Origin of the sequence: Oceanicola sp. 22II-s10i (assembly GCF_002210105.1) — a bacterium.
Taxonomy (GTDB): domain Bacteria; phylum Pseudomonadota; class Alphaproteobacteria; order Rhodobacterales; family Rhodobacteraceae; genus Pseudooceanicola.
Genome location: NZ_AQQU01000009.1, coordinates 74,337 through 95,357 on the forward strand (window position 1 = coordinate 74,337; position 21,021 = coordinate 95,357).

17 protein-coding genes are annotated in these 21,021 nt (G+C 67.0%); 14 read left to right on the forward strand and 3 right to left on the reverse strand.

Going from position 1 to position 21,021, the window contains the following annotated elements; translation table 11 throughout:
• The first annotated feature begins 31 nt into the window (after window positions 1-31).
• Window positions 32-1,579 (forward strand): murein biosynthesis integral membrane protein MurJ, encoded by a 1,548-nt coding sequence (murJ, locus tag ATO6_RS19405; protein WP_088625703.1) that lies wholly within the window; start codon window positions 32-34, stop codon window positions 1,577-1,579.
• 65 nt (window positions 1,580-1,644) lie between these two features.
• Window positions 1,645-3,207: a phospholipase D family protein gene (locus ATO6_RS19410; protein WP_254919213.1), complete on the forward strand. Its 1,563-nt coding sequence runs from the start codon at window positions 1,645-1,647 to the stop codon at window positions 3,205-3,207.
• Window positions 3,208-3,210: 3 nt separating this feature from the next.
• Here the strand turns inward: ATO6_RS19410 and ATO6_RS19415 are convergent, their stop codons facing one another.
• Window positions 3,211-3,912 carry a rhomboid family intramembrane serine protease gene (locus tag ATO6_RS19415; protein WP_088625704.1) on the reverse strand — a complete coding sequence of 234 codons (702 nt, stop codon included), beginning with the start codon at window positions 3,910-3,912 and terminating at the stop codon, window positions 3,211-3,213.
• Between the two features lie 99 nt (window positions 3,913-4,011).
• Here ATO6_RS19415 and trpS point away from each other — a divergent pair, with 99 nt between their 5' ends.
• From trpS to ATO6_RS19440, 5 genes are all read left to right on the forward strand, one after another.
• On the forward strand, window positions 4,012-5,037 hold the full coding sequence (gene trpS, locus ATO6_RS19420) for a tryptophan--tRNA ligase (protein ID WP_088625705.1): 1,026 nt from the start codon (window positions 4,012-4,014) through the stop codon (window positions 5,035-5,037).
• 68 nt (window positions 5,038-5,105) lie between these two features.
• Window positions 5,106-5,528, forward strand: a complete 423-nt coding sequence (locus ATO6_RS19425; protein ID WP_254919216.1) for an N-acetyltransferase — start codon at window positions 5,106-5,108, stop codon at window positions 5,526-5,528.
• Between the two features lie 99 nt (window positions 5,529-5,627).
• A complete protein-coding gene (locus tag ATO6_RS19430; protein WP_088625706.1) occupies window positions 5,628-6,119 on the forward strand; it encodes a VOC family protein in 492 nt (163 codons plus the stop codon).
• Between the two features lie 92 nt (window positions 6,120-6,211).
• Complete coding sequence (locus tag ATO6_RS19435) at window positions 6,212-8,077, forward strand: PhoX family phosphatase (RefSeq protein WP_088625707.1); 1,866 nt, start codon at window positions 6,212-6,214, stop codon at window positions 8,075-8,077.
• A 166-nt stretch (window positions 8,078-8,243) separates the two neighbouring features.
• The gene (locus ATO6_RS19440) at window positions 8,244-9,110 is read left to right on the forward strand and encodes a branched-chain amino acid aminotransferase (protein ID WP_088625708.1); all 867 of its coding nucleotides are present in this window, start codon (window positions 8,244-8,246) and stop codon (window positions 9,108-9,110) included.
• A gap of 177 nt (window positions 9,111-9,287) precedes the next feature.
• Here the strand turns inward: ATO6_RS19440 and ATO6_RS19445 are convergent, their stop codons facing one another.
• The gene (locus ATO6_RS19445; RefSeq protein WP_088625709.1) at window positions 9,288-11,258 is read right to left on the reverse strand and encodes a methylmalonyl-CoA mutase family protein; all 1,971 of its coding nucleotides are present in this window, start codon (window positions 11,256-11,258) and stop codon (window positions 9,288-9,290) included.
• Between the two features lie 500 nt (window positions 11,259-11,758).
• Here ATO6_RS19445 and ccrA point away from each other — a divergent pair, with 500 nt between their 5' ends.
• From ccrA to ATO6_RS19475, 6 genes are all read left to right on the forward strand, one after another.
• Window positions 11,759-13,048, forward strand: coding sequence for a crotonyl-CoA carboxylase/reductase (ccrA, locus tag ATO6_RS19450; protein ID WP_088625710.1), 1,290 nt, complete (start codon window positions 11,759-11,761; stop codon window positions 13,046-13,048).
• A 368-nt stretch (window positions 13,049-13,416) separates the two neighbouring features.
• Window positions 13,417-14,139, forward strand: a complete 723-nt coding sequence (locus ATO6_RS19455; RefSeq protein ID WP_176441016.1) for an autoinducer binding domain-containing protein — start codon at window positions 13,417-13,419, stop codon at window positions 14,137-14,139.
• A gap of 40 nt (window positions 14,140-14,179) precedes the next feature.
• Window positions 14,180-15,724, forward strand: coding sequence for an ATP-dependent RecD-like DNA helicase (locus ATO6_RS19460; protein WP_088625712.1), 1,545 nt, complete (start codon window positions 14,180-14,182; stop codon window positions 15,722-15,724).
• Window positions 15,721-16,443: an SDR family oxidoreductase gene (locus ATO6_RS19465; RefSeq protein ID WP_088625713.1), complete on the forward strand. Its 723-nt coding sequence runs from the start codon at window positions 15,721-15,723 to the stop codon at window positions 16,441-16,443. The genes ATO6_RS19460 and ATO6_RS19465 overlap by 4 nt, the downstream gene beginning before the upstream one ends.
• Before the next feature lie 50 nt (window positions 16,444-16,493).
• On the forward strand, window positions 16,494-17,411 hold the full coding sequence (locus ATO6_RS19470) for a sulfite exporter TauE/SafE family protein (RefSeq protein WP_088625714.1): 918 nt from the start codon (window positions 16,494-16,496) through the stop codon (window positions 17,409-17,411).
• Entirely contained in the window at window positions 17,408-18,178 is a 771-nt protein-coding gene (locus tag ATO6_RS19475) for a TIGR02186 family protein (protein ID WP_088625715.1), read from the forward strand. Before ATO6_RS19470 ends, ATO6_RS19475 begins: the two co-directional genes overlap by 4 nt.
• 4 nt (window positions 18,179-18,182) lie before the next feature.
• Here the strand turns inward: ATO6_RS19475 and guaD are convergent, their stop codons facing one another.
• Window positions 18,183-19,475 carry a guanine deaminase gene (gene guaD, locus ATO6_RS19480; protein ID WP_088625716.1) on the reverse strand — a complete coding sequence of 431 codons (1,293 nt, stop codon included), beginning with the start codon at window positions 19,473-19,475 and terminating at the stop codon, window positions 18,183-18,185.
• A 125-nt stretch (window positions 19,476-19,600) separates the two neighbouring features.
• Here guaD and mgtE point away from each other — a divergent pair, with 125 nt between their 5' ends.
• Window positions 19,601-21,001, forward strand: coding sequence for a magnesium transporter (mgtE, locus tag ATO6_RS19485; protein ID WP_088625717.1), 1,401 nt, complete (start codon window positions 19,601-19,603; stop codon window positions 20,999-21,001).
• Window positions 21,002-21,021: the final 20 nt, after the last annotated feature.

The following is a 21,021-nucleotide window of genomic DNA, read 5'->3' on the forward strand; positions in this document are numbered from 1 at the left end:
CCTCCGCGCAGCGGCGGGAGAAACGAGCAGCATGAACCCCATTCGCCTTTTGTCGGGCTTCCTCACGGTTGGCGCCTGGACCCTGCTTTCCCGCGTCCTCGGCTTTGTCCGTGACGCGATGATCCTTGCCTTCCTCGGCACCGGACCGGCCTACGAGGCCTTCGTCGTCGCCTTCCGCCTGCCGAACATGTTCCGCCGGTTCTTTGCCGAAGGGGCGTTCAACACCGCCTTCGTGCCGATGTTCTCCAAGCGGCTGGAGGCAGAGGAGGACGCGAACGGTTTCGCCTCTGACGCCTTTGCCGGGCTGGCGTCGGTGCTGATCGTCATCACCCTGATCGCACTGGCCGCGATGCCCTGGCTGGTGCTGGCGCTGGCCTCGGGCTTTGCGGGGCAGCCGCAGTATCCGCTGGCGGTGGATTTCGGGCGGATCGCGTTTCCCTACATCCTGTTCATCTCGCTCGCGGCGCTCCTGTCCGGCGCGCTGAACGCCACCGGACGGTTCACCGCCGCCGCCGCCGCGCCGGTGCTGCTGAACGTGATCCTCGTGTCGATGATGGCGGGGGCTTCGGTGCTGGGTATCGACGTTTCCCGCGCGCTGATCTGGGCGATCCCCGTGGCGGGCCTGGCGCAGATGGCGCTGGTCTGGACCGCCGCACGCCGGGCCGGAATCGTGATCCGGCTGAAGCGTCCGCGCCTGACGCCCGACATGCGCCACCTCGTCGCCGTCGCGGTCCCCGCCGCGCTGTCGGGCGGTGTGGTCCAGGTGAACCTGCTGGTCGGGCAACAGGTCGCGTCCTATTACGACCGCGCCGTCGGCTGGCTGTTCGCGGCGGACCGGCTGTACCAGCTGCCGCTCGGCGTCGTCGGGATCGCCGTCGGCGTGGTGCTTCTGCCGGACCTGTCCCGCCGCCTGCGGGCGGGCGACACCGCCGGATCGCGCGCCGCGCTGTCGCGGGCGGCCGAGATCTCGCTGATGCTGACGATCCCCTCGGCCGTGGCGCTGGTGGTGATCCCGCTGCCGCTCGTGTCGGTGCTGTTCGAACGGGGCGCGACAACGGCGGCGGACAGCCGCGCCATCGCGCTGGCCGTTGCCGTCTACGGGCTGGGCCTGCCGGCCTTCGTCATGCAGAAGATCATCCAGCCGCTCTACTTCGCGCGCGAGGACACGCGGACCCCGTTCCGCTTCGCGCTGGTGTCGATGGTGGTGAACGCGGCGCTGGCCATTGGCCTTGCCCCGGTGATCGGCTGGATCGCCACGGCCATCGCAACCACAGCCGCCGCATGGGCCATGGCGCTGCTGCTGATCCTCGGCGCCCGTCCGATGGGCGACGTGGCGCGCTTCGACGACCGTCTGCGCCGCCGCCTGCCGCGGATCGTGCTGGCCGCACTGATCATGGGCGCGGCGTTGTGGCCGGCCTGGCAGCTTCTGATGCCGTGGCTCGCCATGTCCGGCATCCGCTTCGCGGCGCTGCTGGTGCTGGTCCTGTGGGGCATGCTGGTCTTCTTTGCCGTCGGCCAGCTGATCGGCGCGGTGAACCTGCCGGAACTGCGCGCGACCCTGCGGCGCAGAAAAAGCTGACCCCGGCATGAAACCGCGACCCGTTCCGCGCGTTATGGCAAGGCGTAACGAGGACGGGGGACGGTATGACCGGCTTGGCGACGATCGAAGACGCGAAGGACCGGCGCACCGCCACCACGGCGGCGACGCCCCAGACGCGTATCCGCAGCCTGATCACTGCACAGGAAATGTTTCCGGCCCTTGAACGGATGTTCCTCGAGGCCGAGCACGAGATCTGCCTGTCGTTCCGCATCTTCGATGCGCGCACGATGCTGCGCTCGGACGAGGCGAAGGCGCTGGAGCTCAAGACATGGGCCGATCTCATGGCGCATGTCTCCGGCAAAGGCGTGAAGGTCCGGATGCTGCTGGCCGACTTCGACCCCATTTTCGCCGGGGACCTGCATCGCGAGGCATGGGCCTCGGCCCGCATCTTTGCCTGCCGCCTGTCCGACGATGCAGAGCTGATCTGCGCGATGCACGAATGCAAATCGGCGCCGATGTGGAAGTGGATTTTCCGCAAGCCCGTCGCCGACCGGATCGAGGAACTCAAGCGCATCCCGGACGAGACCCGCACGCCGTTCCAGAACCGCGCCATCAAGGGCGACTGGGAGCTGCGCCCGGTGACGTTGCATCAGAAGCTGGCGGTGGCCGACGGCAAGACCGCCATCATCGGCGGTCTGGACGTCGATGAACGTCGCTGGGACACCCAAGACCACGACCAGCGGCAGGACGAGACATGGCACGACGTCAGCGTGCTGGTGCAGGGCCCCGTGACGCGCGCCATCCGCGCGCATTTCGCGGAATGCTGGAAACGCGGGATGGAGTGCGGCGGGACGGTCTTCACCGAAAAGGTGTCGCCGGTCGAGGATGCCGGCAGTGTGCCGACGCCGAACCTGCCCGCGCCGCGCGTGCTGCGGACGCTGTCCTGCCGCGGCAACGCGACGATCCAGCTCGGCGCGAAGCCCGAGCTGAAGGAACACGAGGAGGCGCATATCGCGGCCTTCGATCGCGCGAAGCGGTCGATCTACATCGAGACCCAGTTCTTCCGCCATGCCCCGATCGCCCGCGCCCTTGCCCGTGCGGCGAAGCGCGAAACGGAGCTGGAACTGGTCCTGCTGATGCCGACCGAGCCCGAGCGCATCATCATCGACGGCCAGGAAGGGTTCGACAGCCGTCACGCGCAGGCCCTGCAGATCCGCTGCCTCGACATCTGCCGCCGCGCCTTCGGTGACCGGATGACTGTCGTCTCGCCCGCGCAGCCCCGCCCCGCCAAGGAGGGCGAGCGCCTGCCGGTGAAGGGCGCGAGCATCGTCTATGTCCACTCCAAGGTCACGCTGGTTGATGACCACACCGGCATCGTCGGATCGGCCAACCTGAACGGCCGCTCGATGAGGTGGGACACCGAGGCCTCGATCATGTTCCACGGGGCCGAGGATGTCGCGGACCTGCGCAATCGGCTGGCGAAGATCTGGCTGAGCGATCACCTCGGCCAGTCGGATCCGCGCCGTGCCGCCGTCTGGGAAAAGGCCGCGCAGCGCAACGCCAAGCTGGAGCCCGAGGACCGGATCGGCTTCATCATGCCCTACCCGGAAAAGCGCAACCGCCGCTTTGCCCGGTTCATGCCGATCCTGCCGCCCGAAATGTTCTGAGCGTCAGTCGCGCCGCATCTTGCGCATCAGGGCACCGAACCCGCCCGGCACAAGGATCGGCGCGATCACGAAGCCGGTGACGGCCCCGGTGATGTCAGCGATCCACGTCCAGTCGGTGCCGAAGAACACGCCGAAGACCAGTTGCAGCAGCATCAGCACGCCGATCAGCGTGAAGGCCGTCGCCTGCGGCCCGCCGGTGGCCTTCAGCCGCACCCATAGCAGGTAGGTGAAGACGCCGATCAGCCCGTAGACGCCGGGAAAGGCACCGATCAGGGGATAATCCCCCGCGTCGATCAGGCCATAGGCCAGCGCGCCGGCCACCGCCGACAGCATGAAGGCCCCGATCACCGGCAGCGACCCGGTCACCTCGCCCACCCACTTGCCGAGCGCCAGCAGCATCACGCAGGCGAAGACAGCCGAGGTGAACGCGCCGTGCACGAAAGGATAGGTGACGAAGCGGATCATGTGTTCCGTGGGATAGCGGCCCTGTTCGATCATCCAGTCGAAGACCGGCGAAAAGAACCCGTAATCGCGGATCGCGTTCAGCCGCCAGCCGACCGCCTGCGGCCCGCCGAGGATACCGCGCTGGCCGAGGCTGAGGACCACCTCGACCGCGACGATCAGCATGAAAATCACCACCACGCCCCAGGGCAGCGGGTTCACCGGGCGTTCGCCGCGCGGAATGTCGTCGTCGTGATAGGCCATCTGCCACCCCTGCCCGTTGTCGCGGGGCCTGTCCTTGACGCCCCTTCCGGGCATGGGTAAGCGAGCAGAGCGCGAAAATCCAGACACCGGAGACGTCACATGTCAGAGGCCGCCGCACAGTTTAGCCCGCGGGTCTTCTCGGGCATCCAGCCCTCGGGCGGCCTGACGCTGGGCAATTACCTCGGCGCGATCCGCCGTTTCGTCGACATGCAGAACGACGGGATCGAGACGATCTACTGCATGGTCGACCTGCACGCGATCACCGTCTGGCAGGACCCGGAGGCGCTGCGCCGCAACACGCGCGAACTGGCGGCGGGCTACATCGCTTCGGGCCTCGATCCGGCGAAATCAATCCTGTTCAACCAGAGCCAGGTTGTCGAGCACACGCAGCTTGCGTGGATCTTCAACTGCGTCGCCCGCATGGGCTGGATGCAGCGGATGACCCAGTGGAAGGACAAGGCGGGCAAGAACCAGCAGAACGCCTCGCTTGGCCTCTTCGCCTATCCGGCGCTGATGGCCGCCGACATCCTAGTCTACCACGCGACCCATGTTCCCGTGGGCGAGGACCAGAAACAGCACGTCGAACTGACCCGCGACATCGCGATCAAGTTCAACCACGACTTCAAGACGGACTTCTTCCCGATCACCGAGCCGGTGATCGAAGGGACGGCCACCCGCGTCATGTCCCTGCGCGACGGGTCCAAAAAGATGTCCAAGTCCGACCCTTCGGACATGAGCCGCATCAACATGACCGACGACGCCGACGCGATCTCCAGCAAGATCCGCAAGGCGCGCACCGATCCCGACGCCCTGCCCTCCGAGGTCGCGGGGCTGGCCGAGCGGCCCGAGGCGCGGAACCTCGTCAACATCTACGCGGCGCTGTCGGACACCGACCTCGCCGGCGCGCTGAAGGACGTGGGCGGCAAGCAGTTCGCCGAGTTCAAGCCGATGCTGGCCGACCTGGCGGTGGCCAAGCTGTCGCCGATCTCGTCCGAGATGGCGCGGCTGATGCAGGCCCCGGAGGAAATCGACCGCATCCTCGCCGACGGCGCGGGCCGCGCACGCGCCATTGCCGCGCCGATCCTCAAACGGACCTACGAGATCGTGGGGATGGTGGGCGCCTGAGCGGCATCCGCCGCCTCCACGGGGCCGACGCCCCGGCCTTTCGCGCCCTGCGGCTGGAGGCGTTCGGCCTGCATCCGCGCGACTTTCGCTTTGCGCCCGAGGACGAGGCCTCCATCCCGCTGTCCGAAACCGCCGCGCGGCTGGACCGCGACTGCGTCATCGGGGCGGAGATGGACGGCGCACTGATCGGCATCGGCGGGCTCGGGCGTGTGGCAGGTGCCAAGCTCGACCATCGCGCCCTGCTCTGGGGCATGTATGTCCGCGCGGCGCATCGCGGCACCGGCGTGGCGGATGCGATCATGGCGGCGCTGCTCGATCACGCGCGGGGCCTCGTGGACAGCGTCGTGCTGACGGTCGTGGACGGCAACCCGCGGGCGCAGGCGTTCTATGCCCGCTGGGGTTTTGCCGTCTACGGCACCGATCCCGGCGTCATCCGCCTGCCCGATGGCGACAGCCTTGACGAAATCCTGATGATCCGGCACCTGCGCTGACCGCCCGGCACGGGCCGACATGCACAGATCCCGTGCGATAATCGACCTAACGCGGCATCCGTGCACGGACTATCTTGGGCGCAACGAAAGGATCGTCCAATGACCACCCCCGTCCATCCCGAAGCCCGCATCGGGCACGTCCACCTCAAGGTCGCCGACCTCGACCGCGCCATCGCCTTCTACTCCGGCGTGCTGGGGTTCGAGGTCACGCAGAAATACGGCAAGCAGGCCGCGTTCCTGTCGGCGGGCGGCTACCACCACCACATCGGCCTGAACACCTGGGAAAGCCGCGGCGGCACGCCCGCACCACGTGGGCACACAGGCCTCTACCACACCGCGTTCCTCTACCCCGACCGCGCGCAGCTGGCGGACGCCCTGCGCCGCGTGGTCGAGGCCGGGATCCACATCGACGGCGCGGCGGATCACGGCGTGAGCGAGGCGATCTACCTGACCGACCCCGACGGCAACGGCGTGGAGCTCTACCGCGACCGGCCCGAGGCGGAATGGCCCCGCGACGGCCGTGGCCAGCTCGAGATGTACAACGCCCCGCTCGACCTCGACCTGCTGCTGACCGAGGCCCCGGCACGCTGAGCGCCTGACACCGGGCGGCGCGTCGTCACCGAATCGTTTCATTCCCTGCCTAGGGTGCGCCACGCAAGCGACCACCCCGAGCAGGACCCACGATGACGCGCCAGCCCCTCTCCTTCGACGCCTACGACGAAGCGATCTCTCCCCGTCCCGAAACCACCGAGTTCGACCGCGTGGTCGACAGCGCCCTGTCGCGGCGCGGGTTCCTCGGCGTGATGACCTTCGGCCTCGGCGCCTTCCTCTCCGGGACCTCGGCGCTCGGCCGGGCCGCGCAGGCGGCCACCGACCGCTTCGGGTTCACCCAGATCGCCGCCTCGACCGCCGACACGATCACCCTGCCGGAAGGCTTCGAATGGAAACCCGTCGTGCTCTGGGGCGATCCGCTGTTCGCCGACGCCCCGGCCTTCGACCCGGAGACGCGCGGCACCGCCGCCACGCAGGCCCGTGCCTTCGGCGACAACAACGACGGCATGTCGATCTTCTACCGCGACGGCCGCCACGTCATGGCGGTCAACAACGAATACACCAACGTCGCCACCCTCTGGCGCGCGCCCGAGGCCGCCACCGACGACGATGTCGAAAAGGGCATGATGGCGCACGGCGTCTCGGTCTTCGAAGTGCGCGAGACCGGCACGGGCTGGGAAATCGTCAAGGACAGCCCGCTGAACCGCCGCATCACCCCCCGGACCGAGATGGAGCTGACCGGCCCCGCCGCCGGCCACGACCTGCTGAAGACCGAGGCCGATCCGACCGGCACCCGCACCCTCGGCACCTGGAACAATTGCGGCAACGGTGAAACGCCGTGGGGCACCTACCTGACCTGCGAGGAAAACTTCAACGGCTACTTCTCGGCCGCCGACGAAGCGCACGAGGTGCCCGCCGAACTGAAGCGCTACGGCGTCTCGGCCAAGGACTGGGGCTATGGCTGGGCCCGCGTCGATCCCCGCTTCGACGTCGCGCAGAATCCGAACGAGCCGAACCGCGCGGGCTACGTGGTGGAAATCGACCCCTTCGACCCCGAAGCCATGCCGAAGAAGCGCACCGCCCTCGGCCGCTTCAAGCACGAGAACGCCGCCTGCACCATCGCCGCCAATGGCCGTGTGGTGGTCTATCTGGGCGATGACGAGCGGGGCGAGTTCCTCTACCGCTTCGTCTCCGACGGCGTCTTCTCGGCCACCGGCGACAATGGCGACCTGCTGGACGCGGGCACCCTCTACGTCGCGAAGTTCTCGGACGAGATGACCGGCGAATGGGTCCCCCTGACGCCCGAAGCGACCGGCATGACCGCGCCCGAGATCGCGATCCACACCCGCCAGGCCGGATCCGCCGTCGGCGCGACCACGATGGACCGCCCCGAATGGGTGGCCGTGAACCCGGCGAGGGTCGAAGCCTTCGTCGCGCTCACCAACAACAAGAACCGGGGCGTGAAACCGAACGCGGGCGGCGACGAGACCCCCGTCAACGGCCCGAACCCGCGTGAGAAGAACGACTACGGCCAGATCCTGCGGATCGTGCCGGATGCCGAGGACCACAGCGCCGACAGCTTCACGTGGTCGCTCTTCGCGCTGGCCGGCAACCCGGAGGTCCATCAGGACGCCTATGCCGGGTCGGACAACGTCAACGCGGGCAACATGTTCAACTCGCCCGACGGGATGAGCTTCGACTCGACCGGCCTGCTGTGGATCCAGACCGACGGCAACTATTCGAACGAAGGCGACTTCGCCGGGCACGGCAACAACCAGATGCTGGCGGGCGATACCGCGACCGGAGAGATCCGCCGCTTCCTCGTCGGCCCGCGCGAATGCGAGGTGACCGGCATGTGCTTCTCGCCCGACAAGCGGACCATGTTCGTCGGCATCCAGCATCCGGGCGAGGACGGCGGCTCCACCTTCCCGAACGGCGGCGTCCCCCGCTCTGGCGTCTTCGCCGTCACCCGAACCGACGGCGGCCTGATCGGCTGACGCAAACCCCATTCATCCCCCCAAGACCTTTTCAGCACCTGACCCTTTTCCCAATACTCAGCCCCCGGCCTCCCCGCGGCCGGGGGCGTCCTTTTGCCGGTCCCCCGCGCTTCCCCTCCCCCGGCGGCTCTGCCATACAGTCCGCGGAACAAGAACGGAGGCACCGATGGCGACCGGCACCAACCTGCGCACCTATTTCGAAGGCGCATGGCACGAGGGCGACATCGCCGTGATGAAGGCGGGCGACCACGGGTCGTGGCTCGGCACCACGGTGTTCGACGGCGCGCGGATGGCACATGGCCTCGTCCCCGACCTCGCCGCGCACCTCGCCCGCGTGAACCGCTCGGCCGAGGCGCTGATGATCACGCCGACTGTGACGACCGAGGCGATGCTCGACATCGTCCGCGAGGGCCTCCGCGCCTATGCGCCCGACGCGCCGGTCTACATCCGGCCGATGTACTGGGCGCTCGAAGGCGGCGACCTCGGCGTCGCGCCCAAGATGGGCGAAACCGGCTTCTGCGTCGCGCTCGAGGAAATCCCGATGGCCCCGCCCGAGGCCGCGACGACGCTCGGCCGCACCCGCTTCCGCCGCCCCACGCTCGATTGCGCTGTGACGAACGCCAAGGCGGGCTGCCTCTATCCGAACAACGCCCGCATGCTGATCGAGGCCCGCGCACGGGGCTTCGGCAATGCGCTGGTTGCCGACGCCATGGGCAACGTGGCCGAAACGGCCACCGCGAACGTCTTCATGGTGAAGGACGGCGAGGTCTTCACCCCGATCGCCAACGGCACCTTCCTCGCCGGCATCACCCGCTCGCGCCATATCGCCAACCTCTGCGCCGACGGCGTGACGGTCCACGAAACCGTCCTGACCTTCGAGGATTTCGAAACGGCGGACGAGGTCTTCCTCTCGGGCAACCTGATGAAGGTCACCCCCGTCACCGCCTTCGAGGACACGCAGTACCAGATCGGCCCCGTCACCCGCCGCGTGCGCGAGCTCTACTGGGACTGGGCCGCCTCGGAACCTCTGTAAGGCCGCTCGCCACACCTTGCGGAGTGTCTCGCAGGTCCCCTGCTTCTTCTGGTTCCAAATACTTTCGGGGGTGAATTGCGGGCACAGCCCGCAAGAGGGGGCAGACAGCCCCCTCAGGACCTTCAGGTCCCGGCACGTCCGGCCTCGATGGCCGGACGGGACGCGCCCCTCCCCGGTCTACTCCGCCGCGACCGCCTTGGGATCGGCCAGCGCCACCACATCCATCATGATCGTGTTCAGCTCGAAATCCTTGGGCGTGTAAACCTTGGCCACTCCGGCGGCCAACAACGCCCTCGCATCCGCGTCCGGGATGATCCCGCCCACGATCACCGGGACATGCCCCAGCCCCGCAGCACGCATCCGCTCCAGCACGTCCTCGACCAGCGGCATGTGCGACCCTGACAGGATCGACAGCCCGACCACATGCGCCCCGTCGGCGCGGGCCTTCTCCACGATCTCCTCGGGCGTCAGCCGGATTCCTTCATAGCTGATGTCCATCCCGCAGTCGCGGGCACGGAAGGCGATCTGCTCCGCCCCGTTGGAATGTCCGTCCAGCCCCGGCTTTCCGATCACGAACTTCAGCCGCCGCCCCAGCTTGTCGCTGACCGCGTCGACGGCCTCGCGGATGTCGTCCAGCCCCTCGGTCTTGTTCGACACACCCGCCGCGACCCCCGTGGGCCCGCGGTATTCGCCATGCACCTTCCGCATCTGCGCGGCCCATTCGCCCGTCGTGACACCGGCCTTGGCCGCCGCGATCGAGGCGGGCATCACGTTCTCGCCCTTTGCCGCCGCCTCGCGCAGCGCCGCCAGCGCGGCCTTGACCGCCGCCTCGTCGCGCCCGGCCCGCCAGGCGTTCAGACGCTCGATCTGGTCGGCCTCGACCGCCGGATCGACGGTCATGATCCCGCCCTCCTCGTCCACCAGCGGCGAAGGCTCGCCCTGCTGCCACGCGTTCACGCCGACCACGACGGTCTCGTTCCGCTCGATCCTGTTCAGCCGCTCTGCGTTGGAATCCACCAGCCGCGACTTCATGTATTCGATCGCCTTCACGGCGCCGCCCATGGAATCGAGGTTCGCGAGCTCGGCCCGCGCGCCCTCTTTCAGCGCCGCGACCTTACGGTCCACCGCCGGGTTGCCGTCGAACAGGTCGTCGTATTCCAGAAGGTCCGTCTCGTAGGCCATGATCTGCTGCATCCTCAGAGACCACTGCTGGTCCCACGGACGCGGCAGGCCGAGCGCCTCGTTCCACGCGGGCAGCTGGACCGCACGGGCGCGGGCTTTCTTGGACAGCGTCACCGCCAGCATCTCAAGCAGGATGCGGTAGACGTTGTTCTCGGGCTGCTGCTCGGTCAGGCCGAGCGAGTTCACCTGAACCCCGTAGCGGAAGCGGCGGTATTTCTCCTCCTCCACCCCGTAACGCTCGGCGCAGATCTCGTCCCACAGGTCCACGAAGGCGCGCATCTTGCACATCTCGGTGACAAAGCGGATCCCCGCGTTCACGAAGAAGCTGATCCGCCCCACGACCGTCGGGAAATCCTCGGCCGGGACGCGCGGTTTCAGCTCGTCCAGCACGGCGATGCCGGTGGCCAGCGCATAGGCCAGTTCCTGCTCCGGCGTCGCGCCCGCTTCCTGCAGGTGGTAGGAGCAGACGTTCATCGGATTCCACTTGGGCACCTCGCGGTAGCAGTATTCCGCCACGTCCGCGATCATCTTGAGGCTCGGCTGCGGCGGGCAGATATAGGTGCCGCGGCTGAGGTATTCCTTGATCAGGTCGTTCTGCACCGTGCCCTGCAGGACCGACGGATCGGCCCCCTGCTCCTCGGCCACCGCGATATAGAGCGCCAGCAGCCACGGCGCCGTCGCGTTGATCGTCATCGAGGTGTTCATCTGCGCCAGCGGGATCTGGTCGAACAAGGTCCGCATGTCCCCGAGGTGGCTGACCGGCACGCCGACCTTGCCGACCTCGCCCTTGGCCAGCACGTGGTCGCTGTCATAACCCGTCTGGGTCGGCAGGTCGAAGGCCACCGACAGGCCGGTCTGCCCCTTGGAGAGGTTCATCCGGTAGAGCTCGTTCGACTTCGCGGCCGTGGAATGGCCGGAATAGGTGCGGAAGAGCCAGGGTTTGTCCTTTTTCGCGGCATCGGTCATGACGGGCACTCCGTGAATCCTGCGGGTAATATTCTTTCGTCTGGCGACAGGTATCGGAAAGAATATGGCAATGTCAACTTGCTGCGCCGCGGCAACTGCAGGGAATCGGCAGCGCCTGCGGCCCCCTGGACCATACCGTGGTTGCGCGCCGTTCACGCATCCGGACCGGCTCGGGCCGAGCAGAGACCGAAGTTGGCGCATGCATGCCTGTCCCCGCGCCTTTCCTGCGGCGATTTCGCCCAAGCCTGCGGCAGTTTCGGAACGGCTTTCCGCACTGCGCATATTTGCAGAGGTGGGCGAAGCGGACTCGGTGTAGGCTGGTCAAAGAGGAGCTGGACCGGGCGCGACCTTCGCATCCGCCGCGCAACATTCTGCGCCTGCTCGGTCATAAAATTACAAAAGTGACCCTCCACGGGATTGCAATGTTGCGCACCCGATTATATTCGGTGGAGCACAACTCGCGATTCTGCATCGCGGCATCGACTTTCAGGAGGCTCCCCATGGCTCTCGACAAGGACACCGGCATCGCGGCGTATGAAGCGCCCGAGAAGGACCTGTATGAAATTGGCGAACTGCCGCCGCTCGGCTACGTCCCCAAGAAGATGTATGCATGGGCAATCCGCCGTGAACGTCACGGCGAACCCGACAAGTCCTTCCAGGTGGAGGTCGTGGACGTCCCCACGCTCGACAGCCACGAGGTGCTCGTCCTCGTGATGGCCGCAGGCGTCAACTACAACGGTGTCTGGGCGGGCCTCGGGGTTCCGATCAGCCCCTTCGACGTCCACAAGGCGCCGTTCCACATCGCGGGCTCCGACGCCTCGGGCGTGGTCTGGGCGGTCGGCGACAAGGTCACCCGCTGGAAGGTGGGCGACGAGGTCGTGATCCACTGCAACCAGGACGACGGCGACGACGAGGAATGCAACGGCGGCGACCCGATGTTCTCGCCCTCCCAACGGATCTGGGGCTACGAGACGCCGGACGGCTCCTTCGCCCAGTTCACCAACGTGCAGGCGCAGCAGCTGATGCCGCGGCCCAAGCACCTGACCTGGGAGGAAAGCGCCTGCTACACACTGACGCTGGCCACCGCCTACCGGATGCTCTTCGGCCACCACCCGCACGAGCTGAAGCCGGGCCAGAACGTTCTGGTCTGGGGCGCGTCGGGCGGCCTCGGCTCCTTCGCGATCCAGCTGATCAACACCGCCGGTGCGAACGCGATCGGCGTGATCTCAGATGAGGACAAGCGCCAGTTCGTGATGGATCTGGGCGCCAAGGGCGTCATCAACCGCAAGGATTTCAATTGCTGGGGCCAGCTGCCCACGGTCAACTCGCCCGAGTACAAGGAGTGGTTCACCGAAGTCCGCAAGTTCGGCAAGGCGATCTGGGACATCACCGGCAAGGGCGTGAACGTCGACATGGTGTTCGAGCACCCCGGCGAGTCGACCTTCCCGGTCTCGACCTTCGTCTGCAAGATGGGCGGCATGGTCGTGATCTGCGCGGGCACCACCGGCTACAACCTGACGATGGACGCCCGCTATGTCTGGATGCACCAGAAGCGCATCCAGGGCTCGCACTTCGCCCACCTCAAGCAGGCGGCTGCCGCCAACAAGCTGATGGTGGAGCGCCGGATCGACCCCTGCATGTCCGAGGTTTTCCCCTGGGCCGAGATCCCCGATGCGCACATGAAGATGCTGCGCAATCAGCACAAGCCCGGCAACATGGCGGTGCTGGTCCAGTCCCCGCGCACCGGTCTGAGGACCGTCGAGGACGTGGTCGAGGCCGGCAAGGTCTGATCCAGCCAATTAAATGCTCCGACGGCTCCCGATTCGCCCCTGGCAATCGGGAGCCTTTTTTTATTTTTCACAGCCATAAAATTTCAATGGGTTGCGCAGCAGACTCATCCCCGCATCTGGCGGGTTGCCAAGGTTATTTCATTCATCAAACTGCAATTCTGAAATATCTCCGGACAAACGGTCGGAATTTTCTTTTGCATTCCAAATCCATTAAGATGAAGGGTGTGTGAATATGGGTTCCAGTCTTGCGAGGAGGGTTCGGACCCATCCTGCGGGCCTTGTGGAACGGCGCCGCGATGCACCCGGTCATGACCCATGTCAGTGAATGCATCTCGGCCCCGCCGTTACGACAATCAGGGAAGACCAGCATGATCGCCCCGTCCTGCACAGCGCGTTTTCCGGAGCTCCGGCGCGAAATTGCCGAGGCCGAGACTCTGGCCGAGCTGAAATCCGCGATACTGCACACGCGGGACGCACTGGGCATCGACCACTGCTTCTACCACTTGGTGTCCGCCGCGGTCCGGCCCAACGGATTCGGGACCTTTCCAGACAAATGGGAACGCCGGTATTACGAAACCGGATACAATACCGTGGACCCCGTCGCGACGGGCTGCCGGGCGCGATTCGATCCGGTGCCCTGGCAGGATCTGGACTGGACCGATCCCGTGGTCCGGCAGTTCATCTATGAGTCGCACAGCATGGGCCTGAGTCCGCAGGGCTTTTCGTTCCCCATTCACGGCCCGTTGGCCGAATTCGCGGTATTCTCGGTGAATCACGATTGCGAGGACGCGGAATGGGCGGAGTTCACCACCGCCCATGCCGATACCCTGTTGCTGCTCGCCCACGCGTTCCACGCGCGGGCACGGGGCATTCTGTCGCCCTCGCTGGCCAGGCGGCAGCTGACCCGCCGCGAAACCGAGGTCGTCCGCCTGATTGCGCGCGGCAACAGCCGGGCCGAGGCGTCGCGGTTGCTCGAAATCTCGGAACATACGCTGCGCGCGCATCTGGAATCCGCCCGTGAAAAGCTGAACGCGCAGAACACGATGCACACGATCGCGCAGGCAGTCGGGTCGGGTCAGATCGTGCTCTGACCCGCTGGCGCCGCCCGCCAGTGGCGGATAGTGTCGCGCCATGACCGCCCCCGCGCCGACATCCCGACTGACGCTCAGCCACGATCAGGCCGATGCCCATGACCGCATCGCCGAGGTGCTGCGCGAAGCAGGCGTCGATCTGGACGAGGGCACGACGCAACCGCCGGGCGGCGGCAAGTCGCGTGTGATGGCCGTCACCGGCAAGGCCGGGTCGGGCAAGACATTGCTGCTGGCGGAACTGGTCCGCGCTGCACGCGCTGCGGGAATGGGGATCGTCTCGGGCGATTACGAACCGAAGAAGGGCAAGGACAAGCGCACGCTCGCCATCCTCGCGCCCACGAACAAGGCCGCGTCGGTCCTGCGCCTGCGCGGCGTGCCCGCGACGACGATCCACCGCATCCTCTACACTCCGGTCTACGACCCGGAATACGAACGCATCGCCGAATGGCTGGCGGGCGAAGGCGACCGGCCGGTGATCGAGGGGCTGGCCGATGTCGCGCTCGACCGGGCCTATGCGTTCTACCAGACCAATAACTCGATCCCCGGCGCGCTGGCGGCCGCCGGTTTGCGCGGCTCGGACTTCATCACCGGCTGGAAACGGCGGGACGATCCGCTGGACATCGGTTTTGTCGACGAGGCGTCGATGCTGGACGACCGCCAGTTCGAGGATCTGAAGGAGATTTTTCCGACGCTCCTGATCTTCGGCGACCCGGCGCAGCTCGCCCCCGTCAACCAGTCGGGCAAGATGGTGTTCGAAAGCCTGCCCGCCCCCGCCGTGATGCACCTGGACCGCATCCACCGGCAGGACGCCGACAACCCGATCCTCGACCTCGCCCATGCCCTCGCCGACCCGGAGGTCGATTTCGAGCGGTTCGAACGCATGGTCGAGGACGCCGCCCGGAGCGACGACCGCGTGGTGATGGGCCAGCGGGTCGAGGTCGACCTGATGGCCCGTTCGCCTGCGCTGGTCTGGCGCAACGTGACGCGCATCCGGCTGATCAATGCCTTCCGCTCGGTCTACGGCGCGCCCGAGGACAGCCTGCTGCCGGGCGAGCCGCTGATCTGCGACGGGATCGAACTGCCGCTCAAGCACCGCAACCGGCGGCTGGATCTGGAGGCGCGGGGCCTGATCAAGGGCGCGCAGGTGATCTATCTCGGGCCGGGGCGCAAGCCGGGGTTCTCGCAACTGCACGTCGTGGGCGCCGAAAGCCCGCAGGTCAGCGCGTCCTCGATCATCAAGATCGAGAAGCCGGACGAGGAAGAGCCCTTCATCCCCTACGCCGCCAAGATGGGCGCGGCCTTTCTGCACGGCGCGGCGGTGACGATCCACAAGGCGCAGGGCTCGCAATGGGAAAACGTGCAGGTCTTTGCGCCCGACCTCTGGGCCGCCGCGCGCACCGGGCGAAACGAGGCCGGGCAGCCGCTGTGGAAACGACTGGCCTATGTCGCCATCACGCGGGCGGAACAGCGCCTGTTCTGGGTGGTCCGCAACCGCCTGTCGAAACCGGACGGCCCGCTGCGCGTCGATGACCTGAGGGTCGCGCCCGCGCCCCTGACACTCACCGCCGAGGAGGACGGCCAATGAAGAGCATCCTGATCACCGGGGCGTCGTCCGGCATCGGCGCGACCTGCGCGCGCCTGTTCCTGGACGAAGGCTGGCGGGTCGGCCTGCTGGCCCGCCGCGCGGCGGAACTGGAGGCGGTGGCGGACGGGCATGAGAATGCGCTCTGCCTGCCCGCCGACGTGACGGACGAGGCGGCGGTGGATGCAGCCTTCGACGCCTTCACCGGCTGGGCCGGGCGGATCGACGTGCTGTTCAACAACGCCGGCGCCTTCGGCACCGCGCGCTACATCGACGAGATGCCGGTCACTGATTTCCGCGCCATTGTCGACCTGAACGTGACCGGCATGTTCCTTGCCGCCCGCGCCGCCTTTGGCCGGATGCGCCGGCAGGACCCGCAGGGCGGGCGGATCATCAACAACGGCTCGATCTCGGCCCATGTGCCGCGCGCGAAGTCGGTGGCCTACACGACGACCAAGCATGCCGTCACCGGCCTGACCCGGACCCTGTCGCTTGACGGGCGCGACTTCGACATCGCCTGCGGCCAGATCGACATCGGCAACGCCCGCACCCCGCTGCTGGACGAGGCGATCCGGTCAGGACGCGCCGGCGATCAGCCGCAGACGATGCATGTCGATCACGCAGCCCGCGCGGTCCTCAACATGGCCACGCTCCCGCCCGAGGCGAACGTGCAGTTCATGACGATCATGGCGACGAAAATGCCGTATATCGGACGCGGCTGAACAGGGGTTAGACCATTGCGGCAACGCGGCAATCGGGCGTAGGAAAGGACATGCAAGTCTACCTCCCGATAGCCGAAGTGTCGGTCAACCTCTTCGCCCTTCTGGGGATTGGCGGGCTTGTCGGGGTGCTTTCGGGCATGTTCGGTGTCGGCGGCGGGTTCCTGATCACGCCGCTGCTGTTCTTTGCCGGGATCCCGCCCGCCGTGGCGGTGGCGACCAGCGCGAACCAGATCGTGGCCTCGTCCTTCTCGGGCCTTCTGGCCCATCTCAGGCGCAAGACGGTGGACATCCGGATGGGCCTGATCCTGTTGATCGGCGGTATGATCGGCTCGGGCGGGGGCATCTTCGTCTTCAACATGCTCAAGGCGCTCGGGCAGGTCGATCTGCTGGTGCGGCTTTGTTACGTGGTCTTCCTCGGGATCGTCGGCGCGCTGATGTTCGTGGAATCCGTCCGCGCCCTGCGCCGCAAACCCGGCACGCCGGGCAAATCCCGCAAGCGCAAGCATTCGACATGGGTGCACACGTGGCCGCTCAAAATGCGGTTCCGCACCTCGCAGCTCTATATCTCGGTGATCCCGCCGATCCTCGTCGGTCTTTCGGTCGGGGTGCTGGCCGCGATCATGGGGGTCGGCGGCGGGTTCATCATGGTGCCCGCGATGATCTACCTGCTGGGGATGCCGACCAAGGTCGTGGTCGGTACATCGCTGTTCCAGATCATCTTCGTCACCGCCTTCACCACTTTCCTGCACGCCACGACGAACCACACGGTGGACCTGATGCTGGCGCTGGTGCTGATCGTCGGCGGGGTCATCGGCGCGCAGATCGGGACCCAGATCGGGCTCAGGATGCGGGCCGAACAGCTGCGCGTCCTGCTGGCCAGCCTCGTGCTGCTGGTCTGCGGCAAGCTGGCGCTGGACCTGCTGCTGCGTCCGGACGAGCTGTATGTCATCGGAACCGCAGCTGGATGATGCGCCTTGTCGCCATATGCCTCGCCCTGCTGGCCGCCTGTTCTGCCGCCTGTTCTCCCGCCCGCGCGCAGGAAGAGGTTGTGCTGGGCCTGTCGCAGAACCGCGTGCAGATCACCGCGAATTTCGACGGGTCCGAGATCCTGATCTTCGGCGCGGTCAAGCGCGAGTCGAAGATCCCCGAGATTCCGCTGGACGTCATCGTCACCGTCGCGGGCCCGTCCCGGCCGGTGGTGGTGCACCGCAAGGACCGTGTGCTGGGCATCTGGGTCAATGCCGAAACCAGCGAGATCGACAGCGCGCCGACCTTCTATACCGTCGCGACCACCGGCCCGCTGAACGAGGTGCTGAGCCATACCGAGGATCTGCGCCATTCCATCACCATCCGGCGTGCCGTGCGGTCGGTCGGATCAGGCGTCGCGGATCCCGGTGCCTTCATGCGGTCGCTGGTGCGTATCCGCGAAGAGGCCGGGATTTATCGCCTGCAGGAAAACGAGGTGGAGATGGACCAGCAGACCCTGTTCCGCACCCGCGTCGCCCTGCCCGCGAACCTGACCGAGGGCGGTTACGAAACGCGCGTCTTCCTGACCCGGCAGGGCAAGGTCGTGGCGCATTTCGACACGGTGATCGAGGTGCGCAAGGCGGGGCTGGAACGCTGGCTCTACACCATGGCGAACGAGAAATCGGCGATCTACGCGGTGTTGTCGCTGATCCTCGCCGTTGCCGCGGGATGGGGCGCCTCGGCCGGATTCCGGCTGCTGCGGGGCTGATGGCCTAACCCTTGACCCGCCGCCCGGCGATCCAGACGCCGCTCACGGCCCGGTCGTCGCCCATCATGATGGTCGGAAAGACCTCTTCCCAGATGTCACCGGCCCGCACGGACCGCTGCGCGATGGCAGGCGTGGAGGCGAGGTCGAGCGCGATGATATCCGCCTCGGCCCCCTCTGCAAGCCGCCCGATCACGCCACTCTGCCGCATCGCCTGAGCCGATCCTTCGGTCGCCAGCCACAAGAGCTGCGCGGCGTGGAGCGGGGTGCCGCGTAGCTGCCCGACCTCATAGGCCGCGGCCATCGTGCGCAGCATCGAGAAGGACGATCCGCCGCCGGTGTCGGTGGCCAGCCCCACGATCTGCCCGGACCCCTTCAGCCCGGCCATGTCGAACAGGCCGGACCCGATGAAGGTGTTCGACGTCGGACAATGCACCACCGCCGCCCCCGCCTCGCGCAGGCGGTCGCGTTCGCGGTCGGTCAGGTAGATCGCATGGCCGAACAGCGCGCCGGGGCCCAGGAGGCCGCGCGCCTCATAGGTGTCGAGGTAGTCACGCGCCTCGGGGTAGAGGTCGGCGACCCATGCGACCTCGTCCGTCTGTTCCGACAGATGGGTCTGCATCAGGCAGTCCGGGTGCTCGCCCCACAGCGCGCCGACCGCTTCCAGCTGTTCGGGCGTCGAGGTGGGCGAAAAACGGGGCGTCACCGCATAGGTGATCCGGCCCTTGCCGTGCCATGCCTCCAGCAGTGCCTTGCTGTCGTCATAGGCGCGCTGCACGTCGTCGCGCAGTCCGTCGGGCGCGTTGCGGTCCATGCAGGTCTTGCCGCCCGCCACGCGCTGGCCGCGCTTGAGCGCCTCGGCAAAGAACGCCTCGACGCTTTCGGGATGGATCGTGCAGAACGAACAGACCGAGGTTGTGCCGGCATCGGTGATCAGGTCGAAATACCGCGCGGCGATCTCGGATGCATAGGCCGGATCGGCAAACCGCATCTCCTCGGGGAAGGTGTAGCTGTTCAGCCAGTCGATCAGGCGCTTGCCCCAAGACGCGATTATGGCGGTCTGCGGATAGTGGACATGCGCATCGACAAAGCCCGGCAGGATCAGCGCCTGCCCCATGTCCTCGACCTGCGCCTGCGGATAATCGGCCTTCAGCCGGGCCGCCGGACCGACCGCCGCGATCAGCCCGTCGCGCACCAGGACCGCGCCTTGGGTGTCCACATGCGCGGCCTCGGTAACGGGCACGGCGAAGGGATCGCCGGAAAAGGTCAGAACGCGTCCGCAAATCAGTGTCTCGGCCATCTGTCCCTCCAGTCCGGCGGAGCAACGCTATCCCGTCGCAGGCGCGGCGTAAATTGCCGCGCGGGCATTGTCCCCGCCCCTGCCCGGCCTCTATTGTCGGGCTGAGGCAACGGGGAACGCGCGCGATGAACGATGAGGCGAATGCCGAGGCGGTGGAAGAGATCGAGGAAGCGCTCGACGACGACGCCTATGCGATCGACCGCAAGACGGTCGCGGCGATTCTCTATGCCGTGGACGTGGGCGACCGCGACAAGCTGATCGAGCTGATGGAGCCGCTGCACGCAGCGGACATCGCCGACCTTCTGGAACAGTTCAACCCCTATGACCGTAGGCGGCTGGTCGAGCTCTACGACAAGGAGTTCGACGGCGAGATCCTGTCGGAACTCGACGAGTCGATCCGTGAGGAGGTCATCGGCCTGCTGTCGCCGCAGGTGCTGACCGACGCCGTCCGCGAACTGGACACCGACGACGTCGTCGATCTTGTCGAATACCTCGAGGAACCGCAGCAGGAGGCGATCCTCGACGCGCTCGAGGACGTCGACCGGGTCGCCGTCCAGCAGGCGCTGACCTATCCCGAGGAATCCGCGGGCCGCCTGATGCAGCGCGAGGTGGTCGCGGTGCCCGATCACTGGACGGTGGGCGAAGCCATCGACTTCATGCGCGCCAAGGACGACCTGCCGGACCAGTTCTATCACGTGATCCTCGTCGATCCCCGGATGAAGCCCTCGGGGCACGTCGCGCTTGGCCGGCTTATGGCCTCGCCCCGCGCGACCGCGCTGATGGACATTCTGGAGCCGTCTTTCCGCACCATTCCGGTCGAACAGGACGAAGGCGACGTGGCCTATGCGTTCAACCAGTATCACCTGATCTCGGCCCCCGTGGTGGACGACGACGACCGGCTGGTCGGGGTCATCACCATCGACGACGCGATGATCGTGCTGGACGAGGAACACGAGGAAGACATCATGCGCCTCGCCGGGGTCGGCGAAGGCTCTCTGTCCGACAGCGTGCAGGAGACGATGCGCCAGCGGTTCCCCTGGCTGGCGGTGAACCTCGTGACCGCGATCCTCGCCTCGCTGGTGATCGCGCAGTTCGAGGACACGATCGCGGGGTTCGTGGCGCTGGCCGTGCTGATGCCGATCGTGGCGTCGATGGGCGGCAACGCGGGCACCCAGTCGCTGACCGTGGCGGTCCGTGCCATCGCGACGCGCGACCTGACCGGGTCGAACGTCTGGCGGGTGATCCGGCGCGAGGCGCTGGTCGGATTCGTGAACGGCGTGGCCTTCGCGGTCATCATGGGGGTGATCGGAGTGATATGGTTCGGCACCCCGATGCTGGGGGTCGTGATCGGCGCGGCGATGGTCATCAACCTCGTCATCGCCGGACTGGCCGGGACGATGATCCCGGTGCTGCTTGAGAAGGTGGGCATCGACCCCGCGCTGGCCTCGGGCGCCTTCGTGACGACCGTGACTGACATCGTCGGGTTCTTCGCCTTCCTCGGGCTGGCCGGCGTGGTGCTGTTGTGACGGCGCGGCGCCTGTGGCCG